This window comes from Variovorax sp. V118 (assembly GCF_041154445.1).
Classification (GTDB): Bacteria; Pseudomonadota; Gammaproteobacteria; order Burkholderiales; family Burkholderiaceae_C; genus Variovorax; species Variovorax boronicumulans.
The window spans coordinates 4,619,925-4,646,419 of sequence record NZ_AP028663.1 but is presented as its reverse complement, the minus strand read 5'-3'; the positions used below and the strand labels follow the sequence as shown (position 1 = coordinate 4,646,419).

General features: G+C 63.7%; 27 protein-coding genes and 1 pseudogene. 18 read left to right on the top strand and 10 right to left on the bottom strand.

Annotated features, from left to right (window positions below; all coding sequences use genetic code 11):
• Positions 1-27 precede the first annotated feature (27 nt).
• Positions 28-1,206, top strand: a complete 1,179-nt coding sequence (locus ACAM52_RS21650) for a helix-turn-helix transcriptional regulator (RefSeq protein ID WP_369631555.1) — start codon at positions 28-30, stop codon at positions 1,204-1,206.
• A 164-nt stretch (positions 1,207-1,370) separates the two neighbouring features.
• On the opposite strand, the gene ACAM52_RS21645 is transcribed toward ACAM52_RS21650, so the two are convergent.
• The gene (locus ACAM52_RS21645) at positions 1,371-1,919 is read right to left on the bottom strand and encodes a hypothetical protein (protein ID WP_369632840.1); all 549 of its coding nucleotides are present in this window, start codon (positions 1,917-1,919) and stop codon (positions 1,371-1,373) included.
• Positions 1,920-1,948: 29 nt separating this feature from the next.
• On the opposite strand from ACAM52_RS21645, the gene ACAM52_RS21640 reads away from it, so the two are divergent.
• Entirely contained in the window at positions 1,949-2,116 is a 168-nt protein-coding gene (locus ACAM52_RS21640) for an integrase core domain-containing protein (protein WP_369640837.1), read from the top strand.
• Between the two features lie 73 nt (positions 2,117-2,189).
• Here ACAM52_RS21640 and ACAM52_RS21635 read toward each other — a convergent pair.
• Positions 2,190-2,315, bottom strand: a pseudogene (locus ACAM52_RS21635) (IS256 family transposase); the annotation flags it as partial.
• 166 nt (positions 2,316-2,481) lie between these two features.
• On the opposite strand from ACAM52_RS21635, the gene ACAM52_RS21630 reads away from it, so the two are divergent.
• From ACAM52_RS21630 to ACAM52_RS21620, 3 genes are all read left to right on the top strand, one after another.
• Complete coding sequence (locus ACAM52_RS21630) at positions 2,482-3,426, top strand: DNA/RNA non-specific endonuclease (RefSeq protein WP_369631556.1); 945 nt, start codon at positions 2,482-2,484, stop codon at positions 3,424-3,426.
• Positions 3,427-3,534: 108 nt separating this feature from the next.
• On the top strand, positions 3,535-4,749 hold the full coding sequence (locus ACAM52_RS21625; protein WP_369631557.1) for a S8 family serine peptidase: 1,215 nt from the start codon (positions 3,535-3,537) through the stop codon (positions 4,747-4,749).
• A gap of 11 nt (positions 4,750-4,760) precedes the next feature.
• Positions 4,761-5,186 (top strand): hypothetical protein, encoded by a 426-nt coding sequence (locus ACAM52_RS21620; RefSeq protein WP_369631558.1) that lies wholly within the window; start codon positions 4,761-4,763, stop codon positions 5,184-5,186.
• Between the two features lie 312 nt (positions 5,187-5,498).
• Here the strand turns inward: ACAM52_RS21620 and ACAM52_RS21615 are convergent, their stop codons facing one another.
• The 3 genes from ACAM52_RS21615 to ACAM52_RS21605 form a co-directional block, all read right to left on the bottom strand.
• Positions 5,499-6,272, bottom strand: a complete 774-nt coding sequence (locus tag ACAM52_RS21615; RefSeq protein WP_369631559.1) for a hypothetical protein — start codon at positions 6,270-6,272, stop codon at positions 5,499-5,501.
• A 9-nt stretch (positions 6,273-6,281) separates the two neighbouring features.
• Entirely contained in the window at positions 6,282-7,637 is a 1,356-nt protein-coding gene (locus ACAM52_RS21610) for an amidohydrolase family protein (protein WP_369631560.1), read from the bottom strand.
• Positions 7,638-7,972: 335 nt separating this feature from the next.
• A complete protein-coding gene (locus tag ACAM52_RS21605; RefSeq protein ID WP_369631561.1) occupies positions 7,973-8,290 on the bottom strand; it encodes a cell envelope biogenesis protein TolA in 318 nt (105 codons plus the stop codon).
• 579 nt (positions 8,291-8,869) lie between these two features.
• On the opposite strand from ACAM52_RS21605, the gene ACAM52_RS21600 reads away from it, so the two are divergent.
• Both ACAM52_RS21600 and ACAM52_RS21595 read left to right on the top strand, forming a co-directional pair.
• On the top strand, positions 8,870-10,195 hold the full coding sequence (locus ACAM52_RS21600; RefSeq protein ID WP_369631562.1) for an IS1182 family transposase: 1,326 nt from the start codon (positions 8,870-8,872) through the stop codon (positions 10,193-10,195).
• Positions 10,196-10,716: 521 nt separating this feature from the next.
• Complete coding sequence (locus ACAM52_RS21595) at positions 10,717-12,705, top strand: phosphatase PAP2 family protein (protein WP_369631563.1); 1,989 nt, start codon at positions 10,717-10,719, stop codon at positions 12,703-12,705.
• A 506-nt stretch (positions 12,706-13,211) separates the two neighbouring features.
• On the opposite strand, the gene ACAM52_RS21590 is transcribed toward ACAM52_RS21595, so the two are convergent.
• The 5 genes from ACAM52_RS21590 to ACAM52_RS21570 are packed head-to-tail and all read right to left on the bottom strand — an operon-like array spanning position 13,212 to position 19,306.
• On the bottom strand, positions 13,212-14,540 hold the full coding sequence (locus ACAM52_RS21590) for a four-carbon acid sugar kinase family protein (RefSeq protein WP_369644595.1): 1,329 nt from the start codon (positions 14,538-14,540) through the stop codon (positions 13,212-13,214).
• Positions 14,537-15,805 (bottom strand): ribulose-bisphosphate carboxylase large subunit family protein, encoded by a 1,269-nt coding sequence (locus ACAM52_RS21585; protein WP_369644594.1) that lies wholly within the window; start codon positions 15,803-15,805, stop codon positions 14,537-14,539. The genes ACAM52_RS21590 and ACAM52_RS21585 overlap by 4 nt, the downstream gene beginning before the upstream one ends.
• Positions 15,806-15,807: 2 nt before the next feature.
• Positions 15,808-16,347 carry a VOC family protein gene (locus ACAM52_RS21580; RefSeq protein WP_369644593.1) on the bottom strand — a complete coding sequence of 180 codons (540 nt, stop codon included), beginning with the start codon at positions 16,345-16,347 and terminating at the stop codon, positions 15,808-15,810.
• 37 nt (positions 16,348-16,384) lie between these two features.
• Positions 16,385-18,280: a TRAP transporter large permease subunit gene (locus tag ACAM52_RS21575; protein WP_369644592.1), complete on the bottom strand. Its 1,896-nt coding sequence runs from the start codon at positions 18,278-18,280 to the stop codon at positions 16,385-16,387.
• A 6-nt stretch (positions 18,281-18,286) separates the two neighbouring features.
• Complete coding sequence (locus ACAM52_RS21570; protein ID WP_192195195.1) at positions 18,287-19,306, bottom strand: TRAP transporter substrate-binding protein; 1,020 nt, start codon at positions 19,304-19,306, stop codon at positions 18,287-18,289.
• A gap of 125 nt (positions 19,307-19,431) precedes the next feature.
• Between ACAM52_RS21570 and ACAM52_RS21565 the strand changes: the two genes are divergently transcribed.
• From ACAM52_RS21565 to ACAM52_RS21515, 11 genes are all read left to right on the top strand, one after another.
• Positions 19,432-20,487: a LacI family DNA-binding transcriptional regulator gene (locus tag ACAM52_RS21565; RefSeq protein ID WP_101490954.1), complete on the top strand. Its 1,056-nt coding sequence runs from the start codon at positions 19,432-19,434 to the stop codon at positions 20,485-20,487.
• A gap of 434 nt (positions 20,488-20,921) precedes the next feature.
• Entirely contained in the window at positions 20,922-21,365 is a 444-nt protein-coding gene (locus tag ACAM52_RS21560; protein WP_369644591.1) for a hypothetical protein, read from the top strand.
• 165 nt (positions 21,366-21,530) lie between these two features.
• Positions 21,531-22,520, top strand: a complete 990-nt coding sequence (locus tag ACAM52_RS21555) for a DUF932 domain-containing protein (protein WP_369644590.1) — start codon at positions 21,531-21,533, stop codon at positions 22,518-22,520.
• A 210-nt stretch (positions 22,521-22,730) separates the two neighbouring features.
• Entirely contained in the window at positions 22,731-23,363 is a 633-nt protein-coding gene (locus tag ACAM52_RS21550) for a YqaJ viral recombinase family protein (RefSeq protein WP_369644589.1), read from the top strand.
• A 1-nt stretch (position 23,364) separates the two neighbouring features.
• A complete protein-coding gene (locus ACAM52_RS21545; RefSeq protein ID WP_369644588.1) occupies positions 23,365-23,904 on the top strand; it encodes a hypothetical protein in 540 nt (179 codons plus the stop codon).
• Positions 23,901-24,212, top strand: coding sequence for a hypothetical protein (locus ACAM52_RS21540; RefSeq protein WP_369644587.1), 312 nt, complete (start codon positions 23,901-23,903; stop codon positions 24,210-24,212). The genes ACAM52_RS21545 and ACAM52_RS21540 overlap by 4 nt, the downstream gene beginning before the upstream one ends.
• Positions 24,209-24,496, top strand: coding sequence for a hypothetical protein (locus ACAM52_RS21535; RefSeq protein ID WP_369644586.1), 288 nt, complete (start codon positions 24,209-24,211; stop codon positions 24,494-24,496). The genes ACAM52_RS21540 and ACAM52_RS21535 overlap by 4 nt, the downstream gene beginning before the upstream one ends.
• Entirely contained in the window at positions 24,477-24,695 is a 219-nt protein-coding gene (locus ACAM52_RS21530; protein ID WP_369644585.1) for a hypothetical protein, read from the top strand. Before ACAM52_RS21535 ends, ACAM52_RS21530 begins: the two co-directional genes overlap by 20 nt.
• Before the next feature lie 142 nt (positions 24,696-24,837).
• Positions 24,838-25,581 carry a hypothetical protein gene (locus ACAM52_RS21525; RefSeq protein WP_369644584.1) on the top strand — a complete coding sequence of 248 codons (744 nt, stop codon included), beginning with the start codon at positions 24,838-24,840 and terminating at the stop codon, positions 25,579-25,581.
• On the top strand, positions 25,581-25,790 hold the full coding sequence (locus ACAM52_RS21520; protein WP_369644583.1) for a hypothetical protein: 210 nt from the start codon (positions 25,581-25,583) through the stop codon (positions 25,788-25,790). The genes ACAM52_RS21525 and ACAM52_RS21520 overlap by 1 nt, the downstream gene beginning before the upstream one ends.
• The gene (locus ACAM52_RS21515) at positions 25,787-26,488 is read left to right on the top strand and encodes a hypothetical protein (protein WP_369644582.1); all 702 of its coding nucleotides are present in this window, start codon (positions 25,787-25,789) and stop codon (positions 26,486-26,488) included. Before ACAM52_RS21520 ends, ACAM52_RS21515 begins: the two co-directional genes overlap by 4 nt.
• The last annotated feature ends 7 nt before the right edge of the window (positions 26,489-26,495 follow it).

The following is a 26,495-nucleotide window of genomic DNA, read 5'->3' as shown; positions in this document are numbered from 1 at the left end:
CCGCTGTGGAAGAAAGAAATCATTCACATGAATGAAAGCGCGCAGGCCAAACGGCCTAGTACCGATGACGTCGACACCACCGATGCGTTGGTGAGCCTGATCGACGCGTGCTACGCCTCGGTGGGCGACGACGGTGCCTGGAGACGACTCCTCGGTCATCTGTGCGATGTTTTTCACGCCAATATCGGCCTGCTCGTGCTGATGGGCGAAGGGCAGTGCGACAAGGCCTTCTATGCCGCGCACAACTATTCCGAAGGCTTGGCGCGCGAGTACTCGGAGCGTTGGTGGGCGCACGACGCACCCTTGCTGCGCGGCATTGAGCAGGGCCTGTTTCGCACGGGTGTGGCGCGCCGCGCCAGCGACGTGATACCCACGTCGGAGTTGTGCCAGACCGTGTACTGGCGCGAGTTCATGCGCCGGATGCCGGCGCTCTATGCCATGTCCGGCGTGATCTCCGATGGATCGACTCCGGGCGCCCCGCCGCCCATGTTTATCAGCCTTTTTCGCCCGGAAGAGGCGGTCGACTTCTCCGAGGCCGATCTGCGCCTGTTCGAGCGCCTGCTGCCGCACCTGCTGCGCGCCTTTACCCTGCATTGGAACCAGCGCAGTCTGCGCGAGCAACTGGATGTGATGCGTGGCGGACTGGACAGTCTGGACTTCGGGGTCGTGTTCCTGGATGCCGCACTGCACATTCATCACGCAAACCGGACGGTGAGCCGCATGGCCAGCCAACCGGCGCTGGCCCGTTGGATGGGCGGGCTGCCTTTCGAGACGCCCCGCCAAGGCGAGCTCGCAGTGCTCATCCGTGCTTGTGCCGCAGGGCGTGGCGCAAGCCTGCACATGGGGGCCAACAGCAGGGGCGGTCGTGGCTTGGTCGCGCTCGCGTTCGCGCTGCCTCAACCGCTTACCACCGCGAACGGCGATCTACGCAACGCACAGATGCTGGTGCTGGCTGATCCCGAGCACAGCAACCAAGCGGCCACCCAATTCGTGACCAATGCATTCGGGCTGAGTCGTGCGGAGGCAAGACTGCTGCCCCTGTTGATGGCCGGCCAGAGCCCCGCGCAGATGGCTAGCAGCCTGAGCATCGGCCTACCCACCGTGCGCAGTCATCTGGCCTCAATCTTCTCGAAAACACGCACTGGCCGGCAACAGGAATTGCTCAACATGCTGAGTGCACTGCCGCACCTTCAGGCCGACCACTAAGCGCTCTGCCTCAGCAAGACGGGCACAAGATCGATGTACTTTATGACTCCGAATCAGGCTCGCATTTGCAACCGAGCGACTCTCTGAAGTCAGAGTGTTCTGGGCAACTTGAGTGGTGTACCAGCGCCTCCAGCGAGGTCCTGGGTCATTTTCTTAGTTGTTTTTTATCTTTCCTGCCTCCATTTCAGACGGATAGAGCTTTTTCTCCTCCAGTCCACTTTCACCAGGAACTGCACGAAGCCCTTATCCCCGGCGGGTTGAACGGTGGTGCAGGCCACCGGGGCCGTCGGCGTCGGGTTCACCGGCGTGGACTTGACGCAGCCCGTGAGCGACAACCGGTCGAACTGCTGCGGTTCGCGCTTGCGCAACTTGGCTGCAAACCGCTTGACTGAGTTGTAGGCGCCGTCGAAGCCGAACTGGTCCACCAGATCCTGGTACACAGCCATTACGTTGTGGGTGAGCTTCAACTGCGACTCGATGAATGCCCAGTTTGGCTCGCATGCCGACGTGATGCTGCTCGGCGCTGCGCCGGGAGACCGGGGCGGCGGCCAGGGTGGGGCAGTTCGCGCTGGCACGTCGCCAGCTGTGGCCGGCGGCTCGACATCGTCGAGGCTGGTGGACTGCTTCTGAGAGAAGCGAATCGTGTGACGCGAGATGCCCGTGACGCGTGCGATCTCTCGTTGTGTCGCGCCGTTGTCCTGCCCATCGGCCATTCAGATACCTGGGCGAGCAATGGTTCGAGATGCTGGAGCAGGCCAGATCGGCCATCAAGGCATGGACGCGGGACTACAACGAGGTCAGGCCGCACAGCAGTTTCCAGCAAATACCACCGGCGAAGTTCGCCGAGCTACGTCGCCAACGCGCTGGCGATGCAGTTCGAGCCAGTTCAACAACCATCGCGATCAATTAATCTTGCAACCCCGGACTTCCTCGTCATAGATGGTACGGCAGGAGGTGGCAGGTCATCGCGCGCGCATGATTTCGATCTTGTCGTTGAAGCGGCATTCGTGTTTTGGGATTAGCACTGGCTCGAAGGCGCCAGCATGGTCGCGCGGTACCCCGATGTGCTGCGTTCCGTCGTCGGCCAGAACGGTCTTGGCGCTTCGGCCGCGGCCGGATCGTCCCTCCCGGGAGCACGTCATCGTTCATAGTCGGTGCAGAATTCTGAGACCAAGTTGGTCTCGCATCAACAGATGAAAACTTCAGATTCCCACTACCATTGGATTCACATTCAACATCGCGGCGTCGCCGCAGCACTTTGCCGAGGAGACGGAAATGTCGAAATCGAGTCGGATCGCACCGCTGTCCTGGGAAAAACGCGATCCCGAGTACGAGAACCGCGCTGGCTACGATCCCTACTTCCTCGCATTGCGGGTGCCCACACCAGCGCTCGGTAAGGCTCTCAAGAAGACAGCGACTTTGGGTGCCTTGGCCTATGAGCACTTCTCCGTTCTTCTGAATCCTTCCCGCAAGTTGGCCTACTGGACCGCGGTCAACATCGACGGCGCGACCGAGCGTCGTCTGGGGGATCGGGCCGCCGACACGTGGTGGATCGATGATCGAGACGACAACGCCTATGGCGCCTACCAAGTCGGCAATGCCTTCTACAAGAAGTCGGGCTTCGAACGCGGGCACCTTGTGCGCCGATTGGATCCTGCATGGGGCGCGGACGACACCGAGGCGGCGCGCGGCGAGGCCGACTCCTTCCATTTTTCTAACTGCGCGCCTCAGGTGCCCAAGCTCAACAAGCAGTGGTGGGCCAAGGTCGAGAACCATGTGCTTGACACCGCCAACGCCAACGACGCACGCATCTGCGTGTTTTCAGGGTGCCTCTTCACCGACGCAGATCCGTCCCTGCGAAAGGTGCAGATCCCACTGGCGTATTGGAAGGTTGTCGCCTGGACCGTCGGCAAGGCCAAGCCGGAACTGCGCTCACTGGCATTCTTCATCAAGCAAGACGAGGCTGTCGCGAGGCTTCTCAAGGCGAAAGGCGTCGAGCCGCTGGCAGTCAACCTTGAAAAAGTGCCTGCTGCAATCCAGGGCTACCAAACAACGGTTGTCGAGCTTCAGGCGAAAACCGGGCTGTCGTTTGGTGCACTGGCGGATCAAGCCGTCGACGTCTATGCGCGTAAGCGATCAACCCGCCTTGCTCCTTTGGCCTTTGATACGGTGGACATCTACCGCCGCCTGCGCAAGCCATCTGACCTGATCACCGTGTAAGCCATGGCCGCAGTGATCGACTCCAGCGTTGCAAGTGCAGCACGCCGCGGAGAGCGCGTTGGCGTACTGGTTCTCGTTGAGAAGACGCAACACCGAGGTCCCGCCCCTTTGGCGATCGCCGCCAACCTGCACTCTCTGAGTGAGCGCACGCAAGATGTCCACGATCTTGTCAAGGATCTTCTACTCAACCCGAGCTGCCGCACCGACCTGTCGAGGGCCGGAGGGCCTGTCCCGTTGGGGTTTGCCGCAGAGCCTGAACGTGGGGGCATGGTGCTGGAGAATTTGGGCGCAGTGATGGCGGCTGTCAATTCCGCAGATCTCGTCAAGGTCAGCGAAGTCCCTGGCGTCCGCAAAGTGATTGCAATGCCCCGATTCGTACCGCTGATCTTGCCGCTCAGGTATCAAGTGGCCGCACCCGCAGCACTGGTCGATGGACCGGTAAAGACCTTGAGCAGAATCGGTGTGCCTACTCTCTGGGATGACGATCTACTGGGCCAAGGAATGACCATCGGCCACTTCGACACCGGCATCAACGCAGCCCACCCGGTGTTCGCGCAGATGCGAGCCGAACGCCGGTTCCGATATGCCGCCTTTGGCGCTGATGGCACCAAGGTTCGAAAGGCACGCGCACGCGACAGCGACGTAGGCACCTCAGTCCACCATGGAACGCACACTGGCGGAACCCTCGTGGGGGAGCGCGTGGAGGGGGTGCAGGTTGGCATCGCGCCACAAGCCAAACTCGTGAGCGTGCAGATATTCCCGCAGCCTGCCCCTTCCCAGGGCGAGCAGGATCAACTCGTCGTGAATGCACTGAACTGGATCGTCGGCGAAAGACCGCAGGTCTTGAACCTGAGCTTCGGAGATTCCCGCTATAACGATTCGTACCTCGGTGTGGTTCGCGAGTTGATAGATCAGAACATCGTCGTAGTTGCCGCAGTGGGGAACTCGGGCGTGGACACCTCCAGCAGCCCGGGCAATTACGCAGGCGTCATCGGAGTCGGGGCGGTTGACGGGCGTAACCGCGTGTGCAAGTTCAGCGGGAGCGCCACAGTGCGCAGGGCCGTTCGCCCGGACCTTTGTGCCCCCGGGGTCGATGTTCTCTCCGCAGGCAGGGGGGATGAATTTGCGATCTCGACTGGAACTTCGATGGCCGCGCCCCATGTGGCAGGTGTGCTGGCACTGATCCGCCAGCGCGCTCCAGACCTTACCCCTGCCCAGTTGAAAGCCTTGCTCAAGCGCACTGCGCGTCAGCCGGCCGGCTGGGATGTGAGCCGAGGTGGCGCGGGCGTACTCGATGGCAGGGCCCTGCTTTCTGCCGTATAGTCTTGTGGTATATGGCCAAGCCCGTCGCCGTCGTCGTCAACTCCTCGCGCGCCGTCCCGCGCGCCTCGAGGTCGCCTGCGCGCAAAACCACGCAAGGGACGAAGGCCGGAGTGCGCGTAAAACAGATCGATCCCGCTTTGCGCCGCGCGATCCGGGGTGGAAACGCCGATGAGCCCTTAACGGTGATGGTCAAGTTGGACACCAAAAATTCCGCCTTCGGAAAATACCCTGTCACGAACCGCCCTGGAAGCGCACGTGAACGCAAGTTCAACGAGGAGGTCATGGCTGAGGTGCAGAGTGCCTCTGGGGTGGGGCGCGTCAAGATCGTCTCCACGGCAGCCAACGTCGGTGTTGCCACAGTCGAGGCATCGATGGGCATCGTCAAAGATCTGGTGCGCTCGGGCAAGATCACCGGCATGAAGCTCAAGGCAGGCTGAAGCCTGTTTCAACCACGGGACTCGCACGGAGGCCTGAGCGTGAGCCTCGCGAACCGATCCAGCGGCGGTGCGAAGTCCTCAGCACCGATTCCGCTTCGTGTTACCCAGCGGCAAGTGCTCTACGCTACGGAAAATTGGATATCGACGGGCTTGTCGGTTCACTGCTTCAATGAGTCTCGTGTCTGCCTGACACCGACGCGGGTGCCGTGCAGGTTCTAGAGGTCAAGATTAGATCGTGTGGAGGCAATTTTTGCGCGGTGCTGCGGCCTTGTGTTGCATGGGGTAAGGCGGTGGGAAAGCCGCGCGCAATGCTCAGAAGCGGAGCGTCGCGCCGATCAGCGGCCCACCCAGCGTGAAATCGAGGCGCTTTCCCCTATCACGGTAGTTCACGCCCAGATGCCGGTAGCCCAGCGACAGGTAGATGTTGTCCCTGAGTTGGTAATTCACCGAGCCTAGAACTTGCCAAGTGGTGTCCGAGCCCAAGCCGAAACCGCCTGCATCTGCGTAGATCAATGTGGACCACCGCGGCGCGAGGTCGTACCGCCAGCGAGCAGCCACGATCGGGTCAACGAACGATGTGTTCGACCGTATCGTCACTAGACCAGGCACCTGTACGGTGGCTTTGATGTCCCACAGTCGGATGCCTGCCATCAGATCGATGCTGGAGGCTGCGCCGGTCGACCAGTTGTAGCCTCCAATCAGAGTCAACGAGGTTTGGCGCACTTTGCCTACGGCCGAAAAGCCCTGTGGCAGGGAGGCAGCATCCGAGGTTGAAGAATGGGTGAAATCCCCCTGCAAAACAATCTGCCCCTTGCGAGCCGTGCCCGCGATGAAGGCTGCCGCATCCAGCTTCTTCAGCACATCGGAGAAGGATTTGTCGACATGGGCTGTGGGGGCGCCCTGGAACGGGCTTATATGCCCTTCCAGGCCCGTCATCCAAACATAAGGCGTGAGTTGAAAGCGCCAAGCTTCACTCTCGCGATCATCGGATACCGACGTCTGTGCGGAAGCACAAGTCAGGGAAAGCAGTCCGATGGCCCATATTGCAGGGCTTCTGAGGTTACACATAGCGGCCAGCTTGGTCATTGCCTTGGCCTACAGCGTGTTCTTATAGACATTCCCGTCTTTCATGATCAGGCGCAAGTTTTTCTCCGGATCTGCTAAGAACTCAAGATTCACAGACGGGTCTCCATCAGCTACCAGCAGATCCGCGAACGCGCCGGGAGCGATGCGTCCCAACGGACGACGGTAGGGGTTGCGCTCGCCTGACAGAGCTAGCAGTTCACCGTTCATGCCAGTGGCTTGACCCAGCAAAGTCAGCGGGTCGTAGAAACGCACCAGTTTGGCCAACTGCCTGCCTTGTGTCGGTGTATTTTTTGCATTGAACAGAATGTCTGTACCCCAGCCAGTCCGAATTCCGTACTTTTGCGCCAACTCAAAAGCCTTCACCGTGCCCTGGGCTACTTGCCGTTGGCTTTCGCGCCGCCCAGCATCGGGGTATGCATTGCTGTCCTCGTCTTGGAGGAATGGCTGCAGGCTCCACCAAACGCCTTCGTCGCGCATCATCCGCGCGCTTTCGTCGTCGGCCAACTGGCCGTGTTCGATGCTCTTCACGCCGGCCTTGATTGCGCGCTTGATACCCTTGGGCGTATACACGTGCGCCATCACATAAGTGTTCCAGTCCGCGGCTGCGTCTACGCCGGCGCGCAACTCGCGCTCTGAAAACTGCATGCTGTCCAGCGGATCGTACAGCGAAGCGACGCCGCCACCCGCCAGCAGCTTGATCTGCGAGGCGCCCAGCATTAGTTGCTCGCGTACTCGGCGAAGCACCTCATTCTCGCCGTCAGCGACCATGGCCAAACCGACCCGTTCGACCAGACTCAGCGGGTCATTGGCCGCGCGCGGAATGTCGCTGCGCAGGCGGAAGTCCCCGTGTCCCGAGGTCTGCGAGATCATGGCACCGCTAGGATAGATACGCGGTCCGACCACCATGCCCTCGTCGATGGCACGCTTGAGTGCAAAGGCCGGTCCGCCTGCATCGCGTACTGAAGTGAAACCACGCATCAACGTACGACGTGCTTCTTGTGCTGCAGCCAGATAAAGATAACCTAGATCAGACGTCATCGCTGTCATCTGCTCGATCGCTGCCAGCATCGTGTGCCAGTGTGCATCGATCATCCCCGGCATCACCAGTTTGCCCTGGCAGTCGATTATCTGAGCGCCCTCGACTTTCTCCGCTGCTGGGGGGAGGGCCGAGATCACCTTGCCTTGCACCAACACGTGCACGCCAGCACGCACAGCCTTGCCGGAGCCGTCGAACAGCCGCAAATTCGTCAGCAGCAACGGGCGTTCCGAGTCCTTAAACTGCTGGGCACTCCCACTAGCATTCTGCGCAACGGCAAACGGCGCCAAGGTCGCCGCCATGCCCCCGATGAACAAGCGGCGGGACATGTCAGCCGTCACTCTTTGGTGAAGTGTCTGGCACACGATACTGCCGCAGGTGCATGTTTTCGTGCGAATAGGGCCCAGCCTCCACGGAAAATTGCCTGAGAGCACTGCAGTGTTTTCCCCCATCGGTTCTTCCTGCTCCAAGAAGAGCGCGCGTGTTACTTCGTATTCAGTCAAAAGCTGAGACTCCACTATCCTGTAGATTTAACAAAATCTCGCGCTACCGGCAGCCGATTGCAGCAAGGGCATTCAGCACATACGCCTACTAAGAAAAATGACTTGCAGCAACACGTGCTGAGGTCGAATTGGGTAGCGCCTTTTTATTGCTTTCACTCGAATTACTGGGGCGTACCGCCTTGAATAGGCACTGGTTTCTTGCCGCCGCTCTTGGCGGGGCGGCGCGCATCGCGCGTTTGTTTCCGCGCCTCGCCAGCATCCAAAGCCTTACTAGCGGTTACTCCACCGCTACCTTCTGCGACCGTGGCTTGATCGCCACCGGTCGCTTTTACCTGGCTGGCCGGTTGAGCGCTCTTGCGAGCTTCGGCGCGATCAACAGCTTTGCCCTTGCCTGTGGGATCGATTTCGGCAGGATTCGTCTGCGCGTATGCGCCAACAGTGAAAAGCCCGGCGATCGCCGTTGCGAAGATCTTACTCATTGCGGATTTTTCCATCTAAAAAATAAATAAAAGTAGACCCGCTGAGGGTTGGCGAGGAGATTTAAAGGGTGGTTGAGAGAAATCGTAGCACCGCTCAATGGCGGTGCGGAAAAAAAATATCGAACTGATCTATGTCGAAAGTCCAAGGCCTTTTCGGCATTCGAGGGAAGCGGCGAGAGTCAAGAGAGATTTGGCATCGATTCTCGGTGTATCAACGAATGTTGGAGTTCATTGCCTGAATGAACTGCGCAATGGTTGTGGACTGTCAGACCCGAGAAAAGAACAACTCCGTTTTCCGCCTTCGAAATAAGCTGCCACATGCTGCGTTCTCAGGCAAGCACCCCCGTGCGTCGCACTGAGTAACTCAGCCTCGAACCGGTGACCCGCGATATCCACCCAGGTCAGCGATATTGGGCGACTCGTTCAGAGTGAGCGATGGAGCGGGCGTTGCTGATGATCATCGTTTCGATGGCGAGCCAACATAGTGCTCATGAGCTCCGGTCCTAGCCGAGTGCTAAGGACTAGGAGCCTGCGCGGCAGAGCGCGACGATCGCGCAGAGGCTTGATAGATTTGGGCGCATGCCGATCAGCTACCTTCCCTACGAGCCGCAACAGCAAAGGCTGCTTCCAGATGCACTTCAAGACTGGTTGCCCGAAGGGCACCTGGCGTACTTCATCAGCGACAGCGTCGACAGCCTGGATCTGAGCGCCTTCCATGCGCGCTACGCCAAGGGCGGGGCGCGCAACCAGCCCTTCCACCCGGCCATGATGTTCAAGGTGCTGATCTATGGCTACGCCACGGGCACCTTCAGTTCGCGCAAGCTGGCGGCCAAGCTGCACGAAGACGTGGCCCTGCGGGTGCTGGCCGCGGAGAACTACCCGGCGCACCGAACACTGTCGGACTTCAGGGCGCTGCACCTGCAAGAGTTGGCGGCCTTGTTCGTGCAGGTGGTGCGCCTGGCGCGCGAGTGCGGTCTGGTCAAGCTGGGGACGGTGGCGGTGGACGGCACCAAGCTCAAGGCCAACGCCAGCCGCCACAAGGCCATGAGCTACGACCGGATGGTCAAGGCCGAGGGCGAGCTCAAGGCGCAGATCGACGGCCTGCTCAACCGTGCCAAGGCCGCCGACGATCTGGAGAAGAACGAGCCGGACCTGGACATTCCCGGGGAGATCAAGCGGCGCGAGGACCGGCTCAAGGCGATCACCGAGGCCAAGCTGCGCCTGGAGCAACGCCAGCAAGAAGCCGATGCGGCGCGTGGTCGCAGCAAGGACGACGAACGCAAACCCCGCGACAAGGACGGCAAGCCCAAGGGAGGACGCTACAAGCGCGACTTCGGCGTGCCCAAGGACGGCGCCCAGGAGAGCTTCACCGACAGCGACAGCCGCATCATGAAGCGCTCGGGCGGGGGCTACGACTATGGCTACAACGCCCACACGGCGGTGGACGAGGCCGCGCAGATCGTGGTGGCGGCAGAACTGAGCAACAACGCCGCCGACAGTGACCGCCTGCCAGTGCTGCTGGCGGCAGTGAGGGCCAACCTGGGCGAAGACGCACGACAGGTGCTGGCCGATGCGGGATTCCGTTCGGAGGCGGTGTTCGAGCAGCTCAAGGACAGTCCGAGCGAACTGATCGTGGCGCTGGGCCGAGAGGGCAAGCAGGCGCTGGACATCGACGCCGAGCGATACCCGTGCACTGCTGAGATGGATGCCAGGCTGAAGACGCCCCGAGGACAAGCGGCCTACCGGAAAAGAAAGTGGAGCGTGGAGGCGCCCAACGGGTGGATCAAGAGTGTGCTGGGCTTCGGGCAGTTCAGCTTGCGCGGGCTGCACAAGGTCAAGGCCGAGTTCAAGCTCGTGTGCATGGCGCTGAACCTGCGAAGAATGTGCGCCTTGCAGGCCAGATGAGAACGAGAGAGAGAAGCTGAGGCGTGTCTGGCAGCTTCCGGCGGGCCGAGTCGGGCGGCTCACGCAGTTCCATGGGCACCCAGGACGTTACGCCAACGCCCTCGGGCCGTTCGCAAGGTGCAACGGCGCGTGCCGAGCAACTCAAAAACTTCTGCCGCGCAGACTCCTAGGCCGTCCTACTTGATGAAACGATGCATGGCCTCCGAGATGAAGACATGCAGTTCGCTTGGTGGCGCCTGTATCGATAGTTGCCTTCTTCTGCTTGTCGGTGTACTTCGAATGAGGTCTTCGCATGAATGAATACACGAACTCCCCCAAGTGCTCCAAGTTTTCGTCCGCACCTCCTTCGTGGAAAGAATCGTTGCCGTCCATGTTTGGGCTTTGAATATTCAGCATGTCCCGGGGACGCTCTTTGGAGCGATGTTTCACTGCGGTGACTTGTTGCTTTCGTAAATTCCGGGCTGTATGCGTCGACCCGGAGTTGGGTCGACGCGACTTTGCTCTCCCTCTTTCTCTGTTTCATGCCTTCTGTTTTCCTGCCTCGCTCCCTTTTTGCTTATTCCCTCGTTGCCACACTCTGCCTGTCCGCCTGCGGGGGCGGCAGCGAAAACACGCCGCTATTCCTTCCCGGCACTACGTCCGCACCAGCGCCAGTGATCGAGGTGGCGGGGCCGCCCAAAGATCTAGGCTTTGTCGACAGCGCGCCGGCGCCCAATGAAACGACCGTGCCGCCCTTCGTGGACAACGTCGCCACCAACCAGCGTGGCGACGCCCGCTTCGCCACGCTGCAAACCAACGCCGGCGTGCGTGTGGCGGCGGGCTTCCTCGACCTGTGGGAGCCCACCTCCAGAGTGGTGGATGCAGATGTGACAGCCGCGGCGCGTGATGGCTTCCCGGCCATCAACGGCACAACTTGGACCGGCATCCCTGGCAGCGCCACCGACGGCAAGGCGCTCAATGCGGCCGTGCTAAATCAGAACATCCAGTACGTGATCGACCTCACCAACGCGCGCACGCCGGCTGGCGACTTGGCGGCCTGGATGGACGACCGGCGCGGCAAGGGCTTCAGCATCAGCGACGGTATGGGCCCGCTCACGGCCGCCTGGCGCACCGCCACCGGACAGAGCACCACGCTTACCAGCGTCCCGGCCGATGCGGCCACCGTGCTCTACACCGACGGTGGCAAGGACGTCGGCATCGCTGGCGCGGCCAACCCCACCTTTGGCACCGTAGTCGATCTGCTGGACAACATTGGCGAAAACGGCTCTACGGAGCCGGCCAAGCGCTTCTATAAATACGCGCGCCCGTGGCGCTGGAGCGCCAGCGTCAAAATCGCACCAGGGTTGGAGTCGGCCCGTAGCAGCACGCCCGTCACCGATGGAGGGTTCGTGAGTGGCCACACCGCCGAAGCCGTGCGTAAGGGCATCGCCTTTGCCTACGTCGTGCCACAGCGCTTCCAGGAAATGATGGCGCGCAGCCTGGAGATGGGCGAGAACCGTGTTCTCGCAGGCATGCACTCGCCGCTCGACGTGATCGGCGGGCGCCTTCATGGCAGTGCCGTGGCCACCGCGAGCCTGGCGACTGGCAGCAATGCCACGCGCAGAAGCGCGGCCTTCGCCCAGTCGCAAACCGTGCTGATGGCTGCAGCGGATACCAAGGACGCGACGGCCTTCTATGAGTTCGCGCATTCGCAAAAGCTGGCCGACGATCGCTTCGCAGACCACGCCGCCAACAAGGCCGAGTACCTGCGCCGCCTGACCTTGGGGTTCAAACAGATCGCCGACACCACCAAGCCCGCCGTAGTGCCCAAGGGTGCTGAAGTGCTGCTCGAAACGCGTCTGCCCTACCTGAGCGCCGAGCAGCGCCGCGTGGTGCTCAAGACCACTGCCATCGCTTCAGGCTACCCGGTGATGGACGACGCCGAAGGCTGGGGCCGCCTGAACCTGTTTGACGCGGCTGACGGCTACGGCGCCTTCAACGGCGACGTGGTTGTGACGATGGACGCCAGTCTGGGTGGCTTCAACGCCATCGATCAGTGGCGCAACAACATCGGCGGCAACGGCAAGCTGAACAAGCTGGGCACCGGCACGCTACGCTTGGGCGGCAACAACAGCTATGCGGGCGGCACGCTGCTGACGGCCGGCACGTTGCAGGCCGACAGCGCCACAGCCTTCGGTCAGGGCAATGTCTACGCTGGCGGCGGCACGCTAGTCAGCAACGCCACCGCAGCCGTGGTGGTGCACGGCTCCTACACCCAGACTGGCGGCGCAACGCTGCAACTGAACCTGGGGGTCAACGATGCGGGTCGCCTGAAGGTCGCTAATGTGGCGGCCCTAGCCGGCACGCTGAACGTCAGCTTCAAAGCGGACAGCCAGCCCAAGGTGGGCGAAACCCTGTTGCTCATCACCGCCGGCACGCTTACGGGTCAGTTCTCTGCCATCACGGTGCCGGGATTCAAGGTCACGCCGATCTACACCGGCTCCGAACTGCGCCTGCTCATTGGCGCCTGACCGACTGAGCGTCGAAGAGGGTTTAGTTGAGGCGGCACTGTTCATCGCGGCCGGTGACAATCCCAGCCGATTGGGAGTGTCGGCTCAATCTTTCGATGACCCACAAATTCGTTCGCAATCCACCGTCCGAGGACGACGCCAGTACGTCGTCCGTCCTCGCCACATGACGGTGTTGCTAAGCGGCGGATTGCCCTTGCGATCCAAGTATCCACCGAGCTTGGTGAGCGCGCTCAAGTAGTGCGACAGCGGTCATTGATCATCCAGTTCGAGCGAAGCTGAGTGACAGCGGAGAGCTCGGGTCGGGTGGCGTGCTTGGGGGTTCGCCTAGCCAAATGCAGATGACGGTACTTTTGACGGTACCTTTTCCTGGCTCATCAGGAAAACTCAGCATTCATGCGGTTCTCTGTTGTAAATTCGAGTCAGACAAGCGCACCAGACAAAAAGCCCGACAACGTCCTGCGTTGCCGGGCTTTTTTCTTTCTCTCGAGAAGCCGCGCGACGCCCGCCTAGGACGCGCCGTGCACCAGGCGCTCGAACACGTCGTCCGAGCCCATCTGGCCGCCCTTCAGCATGATCTCCAGGCCGTCGAGCGCGGCGTCGTCGCTGTGCACGCGACACAATGAGGTGCCGGCGCCGATGTCCGCCACGTACGAAAGCCCCCAGGCGTCGAACGCCTGCACGGCATGGCTCGAGGTGTCGCCGCCGGCAATCCCCACGCGTCGCAGCGGGACCAGGGCCAGTACGCGGGCCAGGAGTTCGCCACCAGCGCGCGCGAGGGCTTGGGCGTCGATGCTGCGTTCGATCGGCAACGGATCGAGGGCGCGCGTGCAGGCCAGCACGTTGCGGCCGCTGATGAGGCCGTTCGCGATGTCTCGCGCATGACGTTCCAGCGTGGCGGCGTCCCGCTGCGCCATGCCTGACGCATCGAGCCACACGGTATCGAAGGACCGTGCCGCGGCGACCTGCCGCGCCGTGACAGGCGACAGGCTTCCGGCAAGCACAAGCACCGGACCTGGCGCGGGCGTGACGACGCGTTGCGTCGGCTCAGTGCCGTTGCGTGAGTCCAGCGCTGGCGCCAGCGCGTCGACCACGCTGCTGGGTCCTACCGCGAGCAAGGTGTGGCGCTGCGCCCGCGCCCACAGCACCTGCCCGATGGTCGCGAGCTGCGCGGCGTCGGCCACGTCGAACAGCACGGCGTTAGGAGGCGTTGCGGGCGAGGGCGGCTGAAGCGTGCGTTGCAGCGCCGCCTCGAGCGCCTCGCTGCCCTTCGACACCGCCGTGAACGGCATGGAATGCACGTTGGTCAGACCTTGCCCGGCCAGATGCCGCCGTAAATCGGCCTCGTGCATCGGCGTCACCGGGTGCTGGCTCATCGTCGGATGGCGGTCGATGCGGAACACTTCGCCGCCCGCGCCCGCCGCCGCGAACAGGTTGCCGAACAGGCAATGCCGGCCCAGGTTCGGCTGCCCGCCGACGATCGCTGTCCATGGCGCTTCGACTGCGTCGCGCAACGCGCGCACCGCGGCACCGATCGAGCCAATATGCGGCGCACTGTCGAAGGTCGAGCAGGTCTTGTAGTGCAGCACGCGCGCGCCGAGCGAGCGGAACAGCGCGGCGACGGGCACCAGCTCGGCCTGCATCGCCTCCGGTGTCATTGCACGCGCCGCGCCCGCGATGCCCAGCACGTCGAGCGGTCCGGCGCGTTCGATGCGTGCGGCATCGGGCGTCTTGAGGAACAGCAGGGCGCGCAAGCTCGCGCGGGCTGCGGTGCCCAGCGTGTCGGTCGCGCCGGTGAAATCGTCGCCGTAATAGACGACCGCCGGGGCCTGCGTCATGGCTTGCCGAAGAAGGCGAGGGCGCGCGCAAGTTCGGGCGCGTGCTTTGCGGCGTCCTGCAGCGTCGTGCCCGCGCGCGCGGCCGACCAGGCCTGGCGGATGCTGGTCACGCCGGCCTCCGCGCCGTCGGGGTGCGCGAGGATGCCGCCGCCTGCCATGAAGAGCAGGTCGTCGCTGGCGATGGCGGCCCAGGTGGCGGGCACGGTGCCAGCCCACTGGCCCGAGGAGAACGCGGGCATCACGCGATCGTCCGCCGCATCGGTGAGCGGCGTGAAGCAATCGCGCGCGGATTCGATGACCTCGCTGTCGGGCTGCGAGAACTTGCCCTGCAGGCCGTGCACGTGCATGTGGTCCACGCCCGCGAGGCGCCACAGCGTCTGGTACGCCTGGAACGAGATGCCCAGCAGCGGGTGCCGCGACAGCGCGCCGTAGCCATTGCGGTGGCCATGCAACGCCAGGCCGGTGTGGCGTCGCAGCGTCTGGATGCCCGAGTGCCCGCACCAGTTGAGGCTGGCCATCACGCAGGAGCCGCCTTCGCGCTCCACGAGGTCGGCGTGGCGCTTCATCGCATCCGTTTCATCGGTGATGTTGAAGGCCACCATCACGTGCTTGCCGGTGCGCTCCTGGTGCGCGCGCACGACCGCCATCACGGCGGGGACGCGCTCTGAGAGCGGCGCATGCGCGGGGTCGGTACAGACTTCGTCGTCCTTGATGAAGTCCACGCCCGCGGCGCAGAGCCGTTCAACGAGTGCGGCAGTCTCCGCGGCAGAGAGCCCCACGTTCGGCTTGATGATCGTGCCGACCAGCGCGCCGCTCGCCACACCCGTGGCGCGCCGTGTGCCCGCGATGCCGACGCGCGGCATCTCGAACTGCGCGCGATAGGCAGACGGCACATGCAGCGATTCGAGCCGCAGCCCCGTCACTTCACCGAGGTCATAAAGGTTGCCTGAAACAGTCGCGGCGAGCGTCGGCAGGTTGACGCCGATGTTCGCGACAGGAAACGAGATATCGACATGCGCACGCCGCCACGGCCCACGCGTTCCCTTGCGCTCCAGCAGCGCGTTCGGCAGGCTCGGTGATGCAACGGGTTCCAGCTCCGTGATGGCTTCGACCGTCGCACGCGCACGTTCGCGCAGCGCATCGGTCTCGCCCTCCACGCGTGTGAAGGTGCCGCACGATTGCTCGCCGGCCATCACTTCGGCGACGGCCGCCAGGTCCACCGGCGTCTCGATCAGGTAGCGCGCGCGGATGCGTTCGGCCGCCATCGTCACAGCTTGCTCAGGTCGGGAAAGGGGCGCACCGGTTCGCTGCCGTCCCAGCCTTCAGAGGCGCTGCGGATCAGGTCGAACATCTTGCCCTTGGGCCCCGCCACTTCCGACAGCTCGATCACCGTGCCTGGGTGGTACTCGGTGTCGAAGTAGATGAAGCGGCCGCGCTCGCCCACTTCGCCGCTCATCACTGGCTTGAAGCCCTGCGCGGTGAGGCGTGCGAGGTCTGCGTCGTAGTCGGCGGTCCAGTAGGCGACGTGCTGCAGGCCCGTGCGGCCCGCTTGCAGGAAGTCGCGGTACATCGAGGGCACGTCGTTGTGCGTCTGGATGAGCTCGACCTGCACGTAGCCCGAGTTCGCGAGCGCCACCGAGTTGTGCGGCTCGTGCGCCTCGCCGTTGTAGCGGTAGTTCTTGATGGGCACCTTGGGGTTGTAGAACCACGGGCCCACGCCCAGCGTGGTGCTCCAGTAGTCCATGGCGGCTTCGATGTCGTGCACGACATAGCCCAGCTGGCGGATCTCGCCGAGGAATCGACTCATTGCAATTGGCTCCGGTGATGTGAGTGTGTTGTTGTGATCAGAACTTGAGGAAGCCGGTCGAGAACCACGGGAAGGCGGCCACGATCACGAGGCCCACTAGCATCGCGGCGATGTAGCCCCAGATGTGCCTGATGCCTTCGTCGGGGTTGACCTTGCTCACGGCGCACGCGCCGTAGTAGCCGACGCCGAAGGGCGGCGCGAAGAGGCCGATGCCCATCGAGAAGATCACGACCATCGCGTAGTGCACCTCGTGCACGCCCGCGGCCTTGGCGATGGGAAAGAGGAGCGGGCCGAACAGCACGATGGCCGGAATGCCTTCGAGCACGCTGCCCAGCACGATGAACGCGACGATCGATACGGCCAGGAAGCCATACGCGCCGCCCGGCAGCGCGCCCATGATGCGGGCCAGGTCCTGCGAGAAGCCCGACTGCGTGAGGCCCCAGGCCATGGCCGTGGCGCAGCCGACGATGAAGATGATCGCGCCCGAGAGCGAGGCAGTGTCGATCAGCATCGGCTTCAGCCGCTTCCAGTCGAACTGCCGGTACACGAAGAGCCCGACCAGCGCCGAGTACACGATGCCGATGGTCGACACCTCGGTGGCCGTGGCCACGCCCTCGACCACCGCGGCGCGGATCACGAAGGGCAGCAGCACTGCGGGCAGCGCGACCATCAGCAGCTTGCCGATCTCGCGCTTGCTGTAGCGCTGCACGCCGCTCAGGTCTTCGCGGCGATAGCGCCACCACACGACCACGCACAACGCCGCGCCCAACACCACGGCCGGCAGCAGCCCGCCCGTGAACAGCGCGGCGATCGAGATGCCCGTGACCGAACCGATGGTGATGAGCACGATCGACGGTGGAATCGTCTCGGTCTGCGCGCCCGTGGCCGAGAGCAGCGCCACCAGGTCGCCGGGCTTGGCGCCGCGCTTGACCATCTCGGGGAACAGCACCGGCGCAATCGCGGCCATGTCGGCGATCTTGGAACCCGAGATGCCCGACACCAGGTACATCGCGCCGATCAACACATACGAGAGGCCGCCGCGCACATGCCCCAGCAGGCTCGCGAGAAACTGGATCATGGCGCGCGCCATGCCCGTCATTTCGATGAGCGCGCCGAGGAAGATGAAGAGCGGTACCGCGAGCAGGATCAGGTGCGACATGCCTTCATCGAGCCGTCCCACCATCACCAGCAGCGGCGTGCGCGTGGTGAGCGCGAGGTAGCCAAAGGTGGCGAGCGCGAACGAGAACGCGATGGGCACGCCCGAGAGCACGGTGGCGGCCACCACGACCACGAAGAAGATCACGAGGTTGAACTTGCCGAGCGCCGCGAACAGCGGCGCGGCGAGCCAGAAGATGCCGACCAGCGCGGCCATGCCGAGCACCGCGACCGCGATTTGCTTGCCTGTGCACACGCGTACCAGCCGCAGCACCGCCATCACCAGCATGATGCCGATGCCGGCCGGAATGGCCGCGGCGCGCCAGGCGTTGCTGATCTCCAGCGCGGGCGTGACGATGAACGACTCCTCGTGCGCGTAGTCGATCGAGGGCCAGACGACGAGCACCAGGAACGCGATGGACGCGGCAATGGCGAATGCATCGAGCATGGCGCGCGTCGAAGGCGTCACCTTCTGCAGCAGCGCCGTCATGCGCATGTGCTCGCCGCGCCGCAGCGCGACCACGGCGCCCAGCATCGAGAGCCAGAGAAAGAGGATCGACGCGAGCTCGTCCGACCACACCAGCGGTGCATGGAACACATAGCGCGACACCACGCCCGCGAACAGCACGCAGATCTCGACCAGTACCAGCAGCGCGGCCACCGCCTCGACGCCGCCGCCGATCACGCGGTCGGCGCGCCCCGCGATGCCGCTCAGCGCGTTTGCCGAAGGGCCGGCGCCGATAAACGGCGCGGCCTCGAAAGTGGATTCATGCACCATGGCCGCTTAAGCCAGCTTGCCGACGGTGCCTTCGAGCAGCGCCCAGGCCTCGGGACCGAAGCGGCCCTTCCACTCGCCGTAGAAGCCCGATTCGCGCAGCTTGGCGCGGAAGCTGTCGGCCGTCGGGCGGTTGATGGTGAGGCCCTTGGCCTGCAGGTCGCCGACGACGGAGTCGTTGAGCTTCTTGATGTCCTCACGCTGCTGCATGCCGGCGTCATTGATGGCGCGCGCGACGATGGTCTTCAGGTCGGCGGGCAGGGCGTCCCATGCACGGCCGTTGGCAATGAACCAGTAGCCGTCCCAGATGTGGTTGGTGAGCGAGCAGAACTTCTGCACCTCGAAGAGCTTGGCGACCTGGATGATGGGCAGCGGGTTCTCCTGCGCATCGACGATCTTCGTCTGCAGCGCCGAATACACCTCGCTGAACTGCAGGCTCGCGGGCGCGGCGCCCAGGCCCTTGAACATCGAGATCGACAGCGGGCTCACCGGCACGCGGATCTTCAGGCCGTCCATGTCCTTCGCGGTGGCAACGGCCGCCTTGCTGCTCGTGGTCTGGCGAAAGCCGTTGTCCCACATCTTCTCGAACGCATAGAGGCGCGACTTGGCGATGGCACCGCGCACATGCGCCCCGACCTTGCCGTCCATTGCGGCCCACACCTGGCTGTAGTCGTTGAATGCAAAGCCCACCGCGTTGATGGCGGCCACCGGCACGAGCGTGGCGATGACGAGTGCCGACGGCGTGAAGAACTCGATGCCGCCCGAGCGCACCTGCGCAAGCATGTCGGTGTCGCCACCGAGCTGGTTGTTGGGGAAGATCTTGATCTCGACCCGGCCCTTGGTTTCCTTGGCGATGCGGTCCGCGGCTTCCTGCGCGCGCACGTTCAGCGGATGGCTCAGCGGCAGGTTGTTGCCGTACTTGTACGAGAACTCCGCAGCGCGCGCGATGCGCGGCACAGCCGACACGATGCCGGCGGCGGGGAGGGCGGAAAGCGTGCGCAAGGCACTGCGGCGAGTCAGCGAGGTCATGTCTTTTGTCTCCAGGATCTTCGGAATTTGCTTGATGCAATCTGATGCATCGGTGGATTCGGACCACAGCGAAGATAAAAGCATGCATCATCCGGGTCAAACTCGATACTGATGGTTTTTGATGTATGCGGGATAACCCTTCACCTCCTTCCGATGCACGCCGCGCGCGCGTGGTCGACATCGCGCGCGCGGCGCAGGTGTCGACCGCCACGGTCGATCGCGTGCTCAACCGCCGGCCCGGCGTGCGTGACGCCACGGTGCAGCGCGTGCTCAAGGCCGCGGGCGAGCTCGACTACCTGCCGGGCCCCGAGCTCTATGCGGCGCTGACACCGCCGCCGCTGCGGCTCGTGTTCCTGCTGCCTGCGGGCACTAACCGCTTCATTCGCATGCTGGGCGACATGGTGGGTTACTCGCAGGAGCACTGGGCGCCGTTCAACGTCCAGTGCCGCACGGTGTTCATCGAGAGCTTCAATCCGCACGAGCTGGCCGACGCATTGCGCAAGCACGGCCAGCGTTGCGACGGCATCGCGATGATGGCGCTCGAACATCCGGCGGTGCGCGAAGCGGTGGCCGCGCTGGCCGCGCGCGGGCTGCCGGTGGTCACGCTGATCTCGGATCTGTCGAACTCTGAGCGCGCTGCGTTCGTGGGGCTCGACAACCGCGCCGCCGGGCGCACGGCCGGTTACCTCATCGGCCGCTTCATCGGCGCGCGCGCCGCGAAGGTCGCGCTCATCGCGGGCAGCCTGAGCTACAAGGCGCACGAGGAGCGCGAGGCGGGCTTCCTGCACGTCATCGACGAGATGTTCCCGAAGCTCGAAGTCGTGGGCCTGCGCGAAGGCCAGGACGACGCGGCCAAGAACTACCGCCAGACCCGCGCGCTGCTGGAGCAGCATCCCGACATGGGCGGCATCTACAACATCGGCGGCGCGTCAGACGGCGTGGCGCGCGCACTGAAGGAAGCGGGGCGCGAGCAGAAGGTGGTCTTCATCGGCCACGGCCTCACGCCCGATACGCGCGCGCTCCTCATCGACGGCAGCATGGACGCGGTGATCACGCAGAGCCCGCACACCACGCTGATGAGCTGCGTGCGCATCTTCACCAACCTGCGCGACAAGCGCGAGGCGCTCAGCGGCGTGGAGACCACGCGCAGCCAGGTGATCTTTCGCGAGAACCTTCCGTAAATATGGCATCTGGCTGCGGCCAGGCCGCTTCATTTGGTAGATGGGCAGCTCCCTCGTTGCGCTGGAGCGGCTCTGCTCGCGACCAAGGGCGGTTGGCCGTGCTAACAAGGTGTGTGCGGGGAAATATCAGGCTTTGGCTCTGGACAGGGGTGGTCAATTCTCGATTTCGAGCGAACGTGTTTGATTCCAGAATTTTTCAGACCCATATGACTTAGGTGAGCACAGACAAGAAGTGAACACTTGGCCTGTCCAGCCGGCTGAGCACGTGCGAGGGGGCTGATTTCTCCCTCATCCCTCGACCGAAGTCTCACTTTCTCGGACCTAACCAGCTAAACCAGCAAGAAGCCCGGCACGACCTCGCGGTCCGCCGGGCTTTTTGCCGTCTGGGTGCTCCTTCTCTTCCATTCACTCGCCTGTAAAGGAGCTTCTTCAGCTTGTCCCACTTTCAATGTCCCAACTGCGGCTCCAACCGCATCGAAACCCGTGACGTAGCCCAGCGAACCGGTGGCACGCTCGGCGGTCTGGCCGGTGCGGCCGGCGGCATCGCTGGTGCACTGCGCGGCGCCCGCACTGGCTTCACCATTGGCATGGCCGCCGGACCGGTGGGCGGCAGCCTCGGCACCGCCATCGGGGTCGTCCTCGGCGCTCTGGGCGGCGGTGCGCTCGGCACGGAGGTCGGCGCCAGCTTCGGCCGTGTCGTCGATGACCGAGTTCTGAACAACTGCCGATGTACCGCGTGCGGTCACACCTTCAGTGGCCAGCGCGGAACCAGTGAAACGCAATGGTCGTCGGCCGAACCGGCTACGCCGTCACCTTTTCGAACGATGAATCCCGACTCCGAGCCAAATCCGGAGGGCATCGATCCTGATCGATCCTGATTTCGCCTGACGCACAGCTGCCCGTTTCCGCACTTTCGCGCTTCGCACCCTTGAGCCACTCGGCTCGTCGATTCCTTCCTCCTTGCCCCAAATCCTCCTGGCCGAGGCTCTTGCAGCTTCTCGGCCAGCGCGCGCCTGTGCGCGCAACTTCAAGAAAGACCTTCCATGGCACATCAAATCGAACAAATGGCTTACGTCGGCGACACCCCCTGGCATCGCCTGGGCCACCGCCTTCAACCCAAGCAGCCTCTTCAAGTCTGGGCTGAGCAAGCAGGCATGGACTGGACCATTCAGGAAACCCCCGTGCGCTTCATGACCCGACCTGAAGGCGATTCCCTGCAGGCTCTGGAATCCTTCGCCGAACAGAAGGTGCTCTACCGCAGCGACACCCATGCGCCACTGTCGATCGTCAGCAACCGATACCAGATCGTGCAGCCCCGCGAAGTCCTGGAGTTCTACCGCGACCTCACCGAGATCGGCGGCTACGAGATGGAGACGGCCGGTGTCCTCAAGGGCGGGCGCAAGGTCTGGGCGCTGGCGCGCACCGGCAAGCAGGCCGTGCTCAAGGGCAGCGACACCGTCAACGGCTACCTCTTGTTCGCCACCTCCTGCGACGGCACGCTGGCCACCACGGTCACGCCGACGACCGTGCGGGTCGTGTGCAACAACACCCTGGCCATCGCACTGGAAAACACGAGCAACGTGATTCGCGTGCCCCATAACACCTGCTTTGATGCCGACGCCGTCAAACGGCAACTGGGCATTGCCATCGGGCAGTGGGACGAGTTCATGTACCGCATGAAGGCCCTGTCCGAGCGCAAGGTCAAGAGCAAGGAGGTCAACGCCTATATCCAGCATGTGCTCTACGGGCCGAGCGAAGCGAATGGACTCGCCACAGCGCAGGCCGGCACCCAGTCCATGCCGCGTGCCTGGGCCGCCCGCAAGGTCCTTGAACTGTACGAGGGCAAGGGCCGCGGGGCTGAACTCGCCGCTGCCCGTGGAACGACCTGGGGCCTGCTCAGCGCAATGACCGAATTCGTCGACCACGAACGCCGGGCTCGCAACCGCGAGTACCGCCTGGACAGCGCTTGGTTCGGCCAGGGCGCTGCCCTCAAGCAACGCGCGTTGGCCCATGCGCTGGAGCTCGCTGCTTGACGTTGTTGGATCTTCACCTCTCCCGCCCGCGTTCCCCACCACTCCCACTCAGCTCCTCCACCAAAGCCCCGCCTCTCCACCGAGAGGGCGGGGCTTTTTGCTGGATGGGCGGTTTGAACCTTCAGAAAGAAATCAATGAACTCAACACCCCGAAGCACACAACGTTCCCCAAGCACTCGTCTGCGGCCGCGTGCCCCCGCATTGCGCCTGGTGCCATCCACCTGTTCGCAGGATGCGACCACTGGGCGCCAGCTGAGCGCGGGCGAAGCCGGCCTCGGCTGTCTCGACGCTGCTGCCGCCGTAGGTCGCGATCCCTTCAAGTCTGCCGTGCGGCTGTGGATGGAGAAGACCGAGCGTCACGACCTGCTGCAGCCTGTCGATCCTTTCCTCGTTCAGTCCGCAGAAACCGCAGCCTATTGGGACCGCCTGCTCGAGCCCATCGTGGCGGCGCACTATGCGCTGCGCACGGGGCGCCAGGTGCCACGCACTCGCGCCTTGCTGCGGCACCCGCAGCACCCCTGGATGCTGGCGCTTCCCGGCCGCGAAGTCGTCGGCGCTCCCGATGTCCAGCTGCTGGAGTGTCGATGCGTCGGCATGCACGCGGCTGAGCTCTGGAGCGCGGGCCTTCCCGCCTACGTGCGGATCCAGATGCTGCATCGGCTGGCTGTCACAGGCGCCCAGGCCCTGGATGTGGTTGCCCTGATCTGCGGCCAGGACCTGCGGATCCACCGGGTCGAACGCGACGAGGTCGAGATCTCCCGACTCATCGATGCCGAGCGCGAGTTCTGGCACTGCGTGGAAACCGACTGCGCGCCGCTGGCGGGCGATCAGGCGGAGGCCTGAGATGGGCAGCATCGTCTACCGGGCCACCAAGGACCAAGCCGTCCATGACGAACTGCATAGCGTCGCAGCCTTTGCTGCGGTGCTGGCACATCGCGCGATCGGCAACCGCCTGTGGTTCCTGGCACAAAACCGTTCGGGTGAACACGCCGGGCGGATCTGGATCGGCCTGACCCTCATCGATTGCAGGAAGGGTGAAGTGGCCGTCAAGAGCATGGACGAGAGCTGCGGGCCGTACTACTTCGACTGTCCCTTGGCCTTCCTGGATCGGGCCAGTCCTCCGACTGGGCCCTACGCAGGCCCATGGCGCGAGAAGGTACGTGAGTTCCATGCGAACCGGGCCGCCAAACGAGCCGCCATCCGCCCGGGCCTGCGCGTCTCCTACGGCGAATCGACCTACGTGCTGCGCCGAAGTCTCGGCCGCCGTGGCTGGGACGTCGCGCGAGAGAGCGACGGCCTGATCTGTCGCCTGAAATCCCGACAACTCGGCAATGCGACGGTGTTGCCGTCCCAAGAAAAACATCCACAAGAGAAACATTCATGAAAACCAGATTCCGGCGGCACGCCACAGTGCCGCCCTATACACGCGACCCCTTCGCCCAAGACGTATTCAAGTGGTCGGCCGACTTCGAGGTCCCCTCGATCGGCGGCGACGTGCTCATCCGCATCAACGGCATCGGCCGCGCCAAGGTGGTGGGCTACGCCTCGCAAGGTGGCTACCTGGGCGTGATGACCGTGCCGTACAGCCCGCCCGATTGGTGGATTCGCCAGAACGGACCACCCAGCCCCGACAACGCGGCGCTGACGTTCGGCGCGGAGATCTCGCGCATCGACTCCGGGGAGGATGCATGAGCGGCACCGCGTTCACCTCGGCCATGCCCCGCACGGTGGTGGTCTTCAGCATCGAGCTTGCCGTCTTCGATGAGGAGGCGCTCGCTTGTGCTGCCAGGGTGCGTGCACGCGAGGATGGCCTGGACGATGAGGCGCGGGCGTCGATGCGCTCGGGCATCTCGGATGACCTGGTCATGCTGCTGGATCCGGGCCTCGTTGCCGATGCGGGCTTCGAGATCCTGCAGTCGACATGTGAGGTGTGCGAGGTGAATGAGGAGAGCCAGCATGCCGTCGACCAACGTTGAATTCGTCACCGAGCTGATGGAGTTCAGCGCCCATGGCGCACTCATCCAGGCGTTCGTGATGCAGGCGCTGGAGCAGTACGCCAGGCGCGTCGCTGAAACGGATCCCCAGGCGCTGGACACCCCCATGGTCAGCGGCCAAGCCTGGCACGGCTGCGCCCTCGAGGTGCTGCGAAAGCTCAAGCAGCGCTTCGAGACCTAAGCCCCAAAGGGCTACCTAACGGGCTCTCGAAGCCCATTCATTCCTACGCCTTCGTCTCCCTCGCCCCCATGGCCATGGGGACAGGGGAGCGCTGCGCGCCTCGTGCTTGCGATTGCAGCACGCATCCCTGAAGGAGAACATCTTGCTCACCACGACCTCGCGCGGTGGATCGGCGCTGCGCGCCGCGTCGCCTGCACGCGCCGACCCATTCACCTATCACTTCACCCGCCTCAGCCGTAACGTCAAGACCGGGCCAATGGCGGTCACGACGACGAGCGTCAACTCCTGCCCGCCCAACTGTGGCTTGAAGCGCAACGGCTGCTATGCCGAGAGCGGGCCCTTGGCTTTGCATTGGAGAGCTGTCTCGGCGGGCGCGCGAGGCAGTACCTTCGACGAACTGCTGCGGGAGATCCGCACGCTGCGTCGTCATGCGCTGTGGCGGCACAACCAGGCGGGAGATTTGACACCGTCCTCACCGGGCGTGATCGATGCCGGATTGCTCAACAGGCTGGCAATGGCGAACAGGGGGCGACGTGGGTTCACCTACACCCACTATCCGTCGACACCCAAGAACCAGACGGCGATCCTCAATGCGAACCGGCTTGGCTTCACGGTCAACCTCAGTGCCGAAACGCTGGGCCAGGCCGACACGCATGCGGACCTCGGCATCGCGCCTGTGGTGGTCGTCCTGCCCCAGGGCACTGCCAAGCCATTGCGCACGCCGGCAGGCCGTCCAGTCATCGTGTGTCCAGCCAGCCTTGGCAACACCGACTGCCTGAACTGCGGCATCTGTCAGCAGCGCGATCGAGCGGCCATCATGGGGTTCCCGGCCCATGGTGCGGGCGCAAAGCGGGTGCAGGCGCTCTTCTTCAAGGAGCCGTCGTGATGAAGGCGGCCCGTACACAGAAGCACGCCGCGCAGGAGCCGTTGCTCGACGAGACGTTTCTTCGCAGGGTGGACCAGGCCATGCTGCGCAGCAAACAATGCGATCCCCATCGACTGGGCCAAGTGAGGCATGCCATCGACGAGGAGCTTCGGCTCGCCCACCTGAGGGGCGAGTACGACTTCGACTTTGATCCGAAGGCAGATCGATGACTCCTCAATCAAATCTTTTGGAGGTTCAACTTGGGCATGTCTTTGCTGCCGGAATCCGCTTCGACACCGAAGTGGAATATCTGACGCGCAGCGCATCGGGTACGCGCTACGAGCGCTTGCCCCTTCGTCGATCGAAATCGGCTCGGACCTGCGCGCTCGACAGCGTCCTGCAATGTGTCATGGTGCTCGCCCAGCTACCTCGAGCGCCGTGGCTCGTGAGACTCCGCCGTGCGGCGCGATCCGCATTGGGGGCGCGAGGTGTCATCGATGACGATGCGATGCTGCGCTGCATCGCCGCGATCAACCAGGGCATTGCACAAGTCGCAGCCATCAGCGCGCAGGCACTGGCGTCAGGCGACCTGTCATGTCGTGCGGAGCAGATCGCTCAGGTTGCGCTCGAAGTCCTCCAGTCGGGGGACTTGTGCCTTTTGCACTACGGGTCTGCCCGATCCAGCCACTGGGGCGTCGTCATCGGCGTGGAGTTCGAGCGTGGTTCCAACCGCGCCCGAACGCTGCTTCTGTTGGACGCCGGCGCGAGCGAACCGTGGGCCTGTGCGCACAACGTGCGCATCGAACTCGAGGGCGTTGCAGGCCCCGCGGTGCATGCCGGTCCCGGCTTTGCGCTCAGCTGTCGTCACCTCACGGGCGAAGCCTGTGCGGTGCGGCTCCTGCACCTGATCGTCCTGAAGCCGGCTTGATCGCTCA

Bases quoted from the DNA above. Each gene is read 5' to 3' on its own strand.
- ACAM52_RS21540 (WP_369644587.1), top strand. From the start codon at position 23,901: ATGAAAACCAGATTCCGGCGGCACGCCACAGTGCCGCCCTATACACGC.
- ACAM52_RS21595 (WP_369631563.1), top strand. From the start codon at position 10,717: ATGCCTTCTGTTTTCCTGCCTCGCTCCCTTTTTGCTTATTCCCTCGTT.
- ACAM52_RS21620 (WP_369631558.1), top strand. From the start codon at position 4,761: ATGGCCAAGCCCGTCGCCGTCGTCGTCAACTCCTCGCGCGCCGTCCCG.
- ACAM52_RS21590 (WP_369644595.1), bottom strand. From the start codon at position 14,540: ATGACGCAGGCCCCGGCGGTCGTCTATTACGGCGACGATTTCACCGGC.
- ACAM52_RS21585 (WP_369644594.1), bottom strand. From the start codon at position 15,805: ATGGCGGCCGAACGCATCCGCGCGCGCTACCTGATCGAGACGCCGGTG.
- ACAM52_RS21565 (WP_101490954.1), top strand. From the start codon at position 19,432: ATGCGGGATAACCCTTCACCTCCTTCCGATGCACGCCGCGCGCGCGTG.
- ACAM52_RS21575 (WP_369644592.1), bottom strand. From the start codon at position 18,280: ATGGTGCATGAATCCACTTTCGAGGCCGCGCCGTTTATCGGCGCCGGC.
- ACAM52_RS21530 (WP_369644585.1), top strand. From the start codon at position 24,477: ATGCCGTCGACCAACGTTGAATTCGTCACCGAGCTGATGGAGTTCAGC.
- ACAM52_RS21600 (WP_369631562.1), top strand. From the start codon at position 8,870: ATGCCGATCAGCTACCTTCCCTACGAGCCGCAACAGCAAAGGCTGCTT.
- ACAM52_RS21515 (WP_369644582.1), top strand. From the start codon at position 25,787: ATGACTCCTCAATCAAATCTTTTGGAGGTTCAACTTGGGCATGTCTTT.
- ACAM52_RS21570 (WP_192195195.1), bottom strand. From the start codon at position 19,306: ATGACCTCGCTGACTCGCCGCAGTGCCTTGCGCACGCTTTCCGCCCTC.
- ACAM52_RS21645 (WP_369632840.1), bottom strand. From the start codon at position 1,919: ATGGCCGATGGGCAGGACAACGGCGCGACACAACGAGAGATCGCACGC.
- ACAM52_RS21535 (WP_369644586.1), top strand. From the start codon at position 24,209: ATGAGCGGCACCGCGTTCACCTCGGCCATGCCCCGCACGGTGGTGGTC.
- ACAM52_RS21555 (WP_369644590.1), top strand. From the start codon at position 21,531: ATGGCACATCAAATCGAACAAATGGCTTACGTCGGCGACACCCCCTGG.
- ACAM52_RS21580 (WP_369644593.1), bottom strand. From the start codon at position 16,347: ATGAGTCGATTCCTCGGCGAGATCCGCCAGCTGGGCTATGTCGTGCAC.
- ACAM52_RS21615 (WP_369631559.1), bottom strand. From the start codon at position 6,272: ATGACCAAGCTGGCCGCTATGTGTAACCTCAGAAGCCCTGCAATATGG.
- ACAM52_RS21630 (WP_369631556.1), top strand. From the start codon at position 2,482: ATGTCGAAATCGAGTCGGATCGCACCGCTGTCCTGGGAAAAACGCGAT.
- ACAM52_RS21650 (WP_369631555.1), top strand. From the start codon at position 28: ATGAATGAAAGCGCGCAGGCCAAACGGCCTAGTACCGATGACGTCGAC.
- ACAM52_RS21545 (WP_369644588.1), top strand. From the start codon at position 23,365: ATGGGCAGCATCGTCTACCGGGCCACCAAGGACCAAGCCGTCCATGAC.
- ACAM52_RS21520 (WP_369644583.1), top strand. From the start codon at position 25,581: ATGAAGGCGGCCCGTACACAGAAGCACGCCGCGCAGGAGCCGTTGCTC.
- ACAM52_RS21640 (WP_369640837.1), top strand. From the start codon at position 1,949: ATGCTGGAGCAGGCCAGATCGGCCATCAAGGCATGGACGCGGGACTAC.
- ACAM52_RS21610 (WP_369631560.1), bottom strand. From the start codon at position 7,637: ATGTCCCGCCGCTTGTTCATCGGGGGCATGGCGGCGACCTTGGCGCCG.
- ACAM52_RS21605 (WP_369631561.1), bottom strand. From the start codon at position 8,290: ATGAGTAAGATCTTCGCAACGGCGATCGCCGGGCTTTTCACTGTTGGC.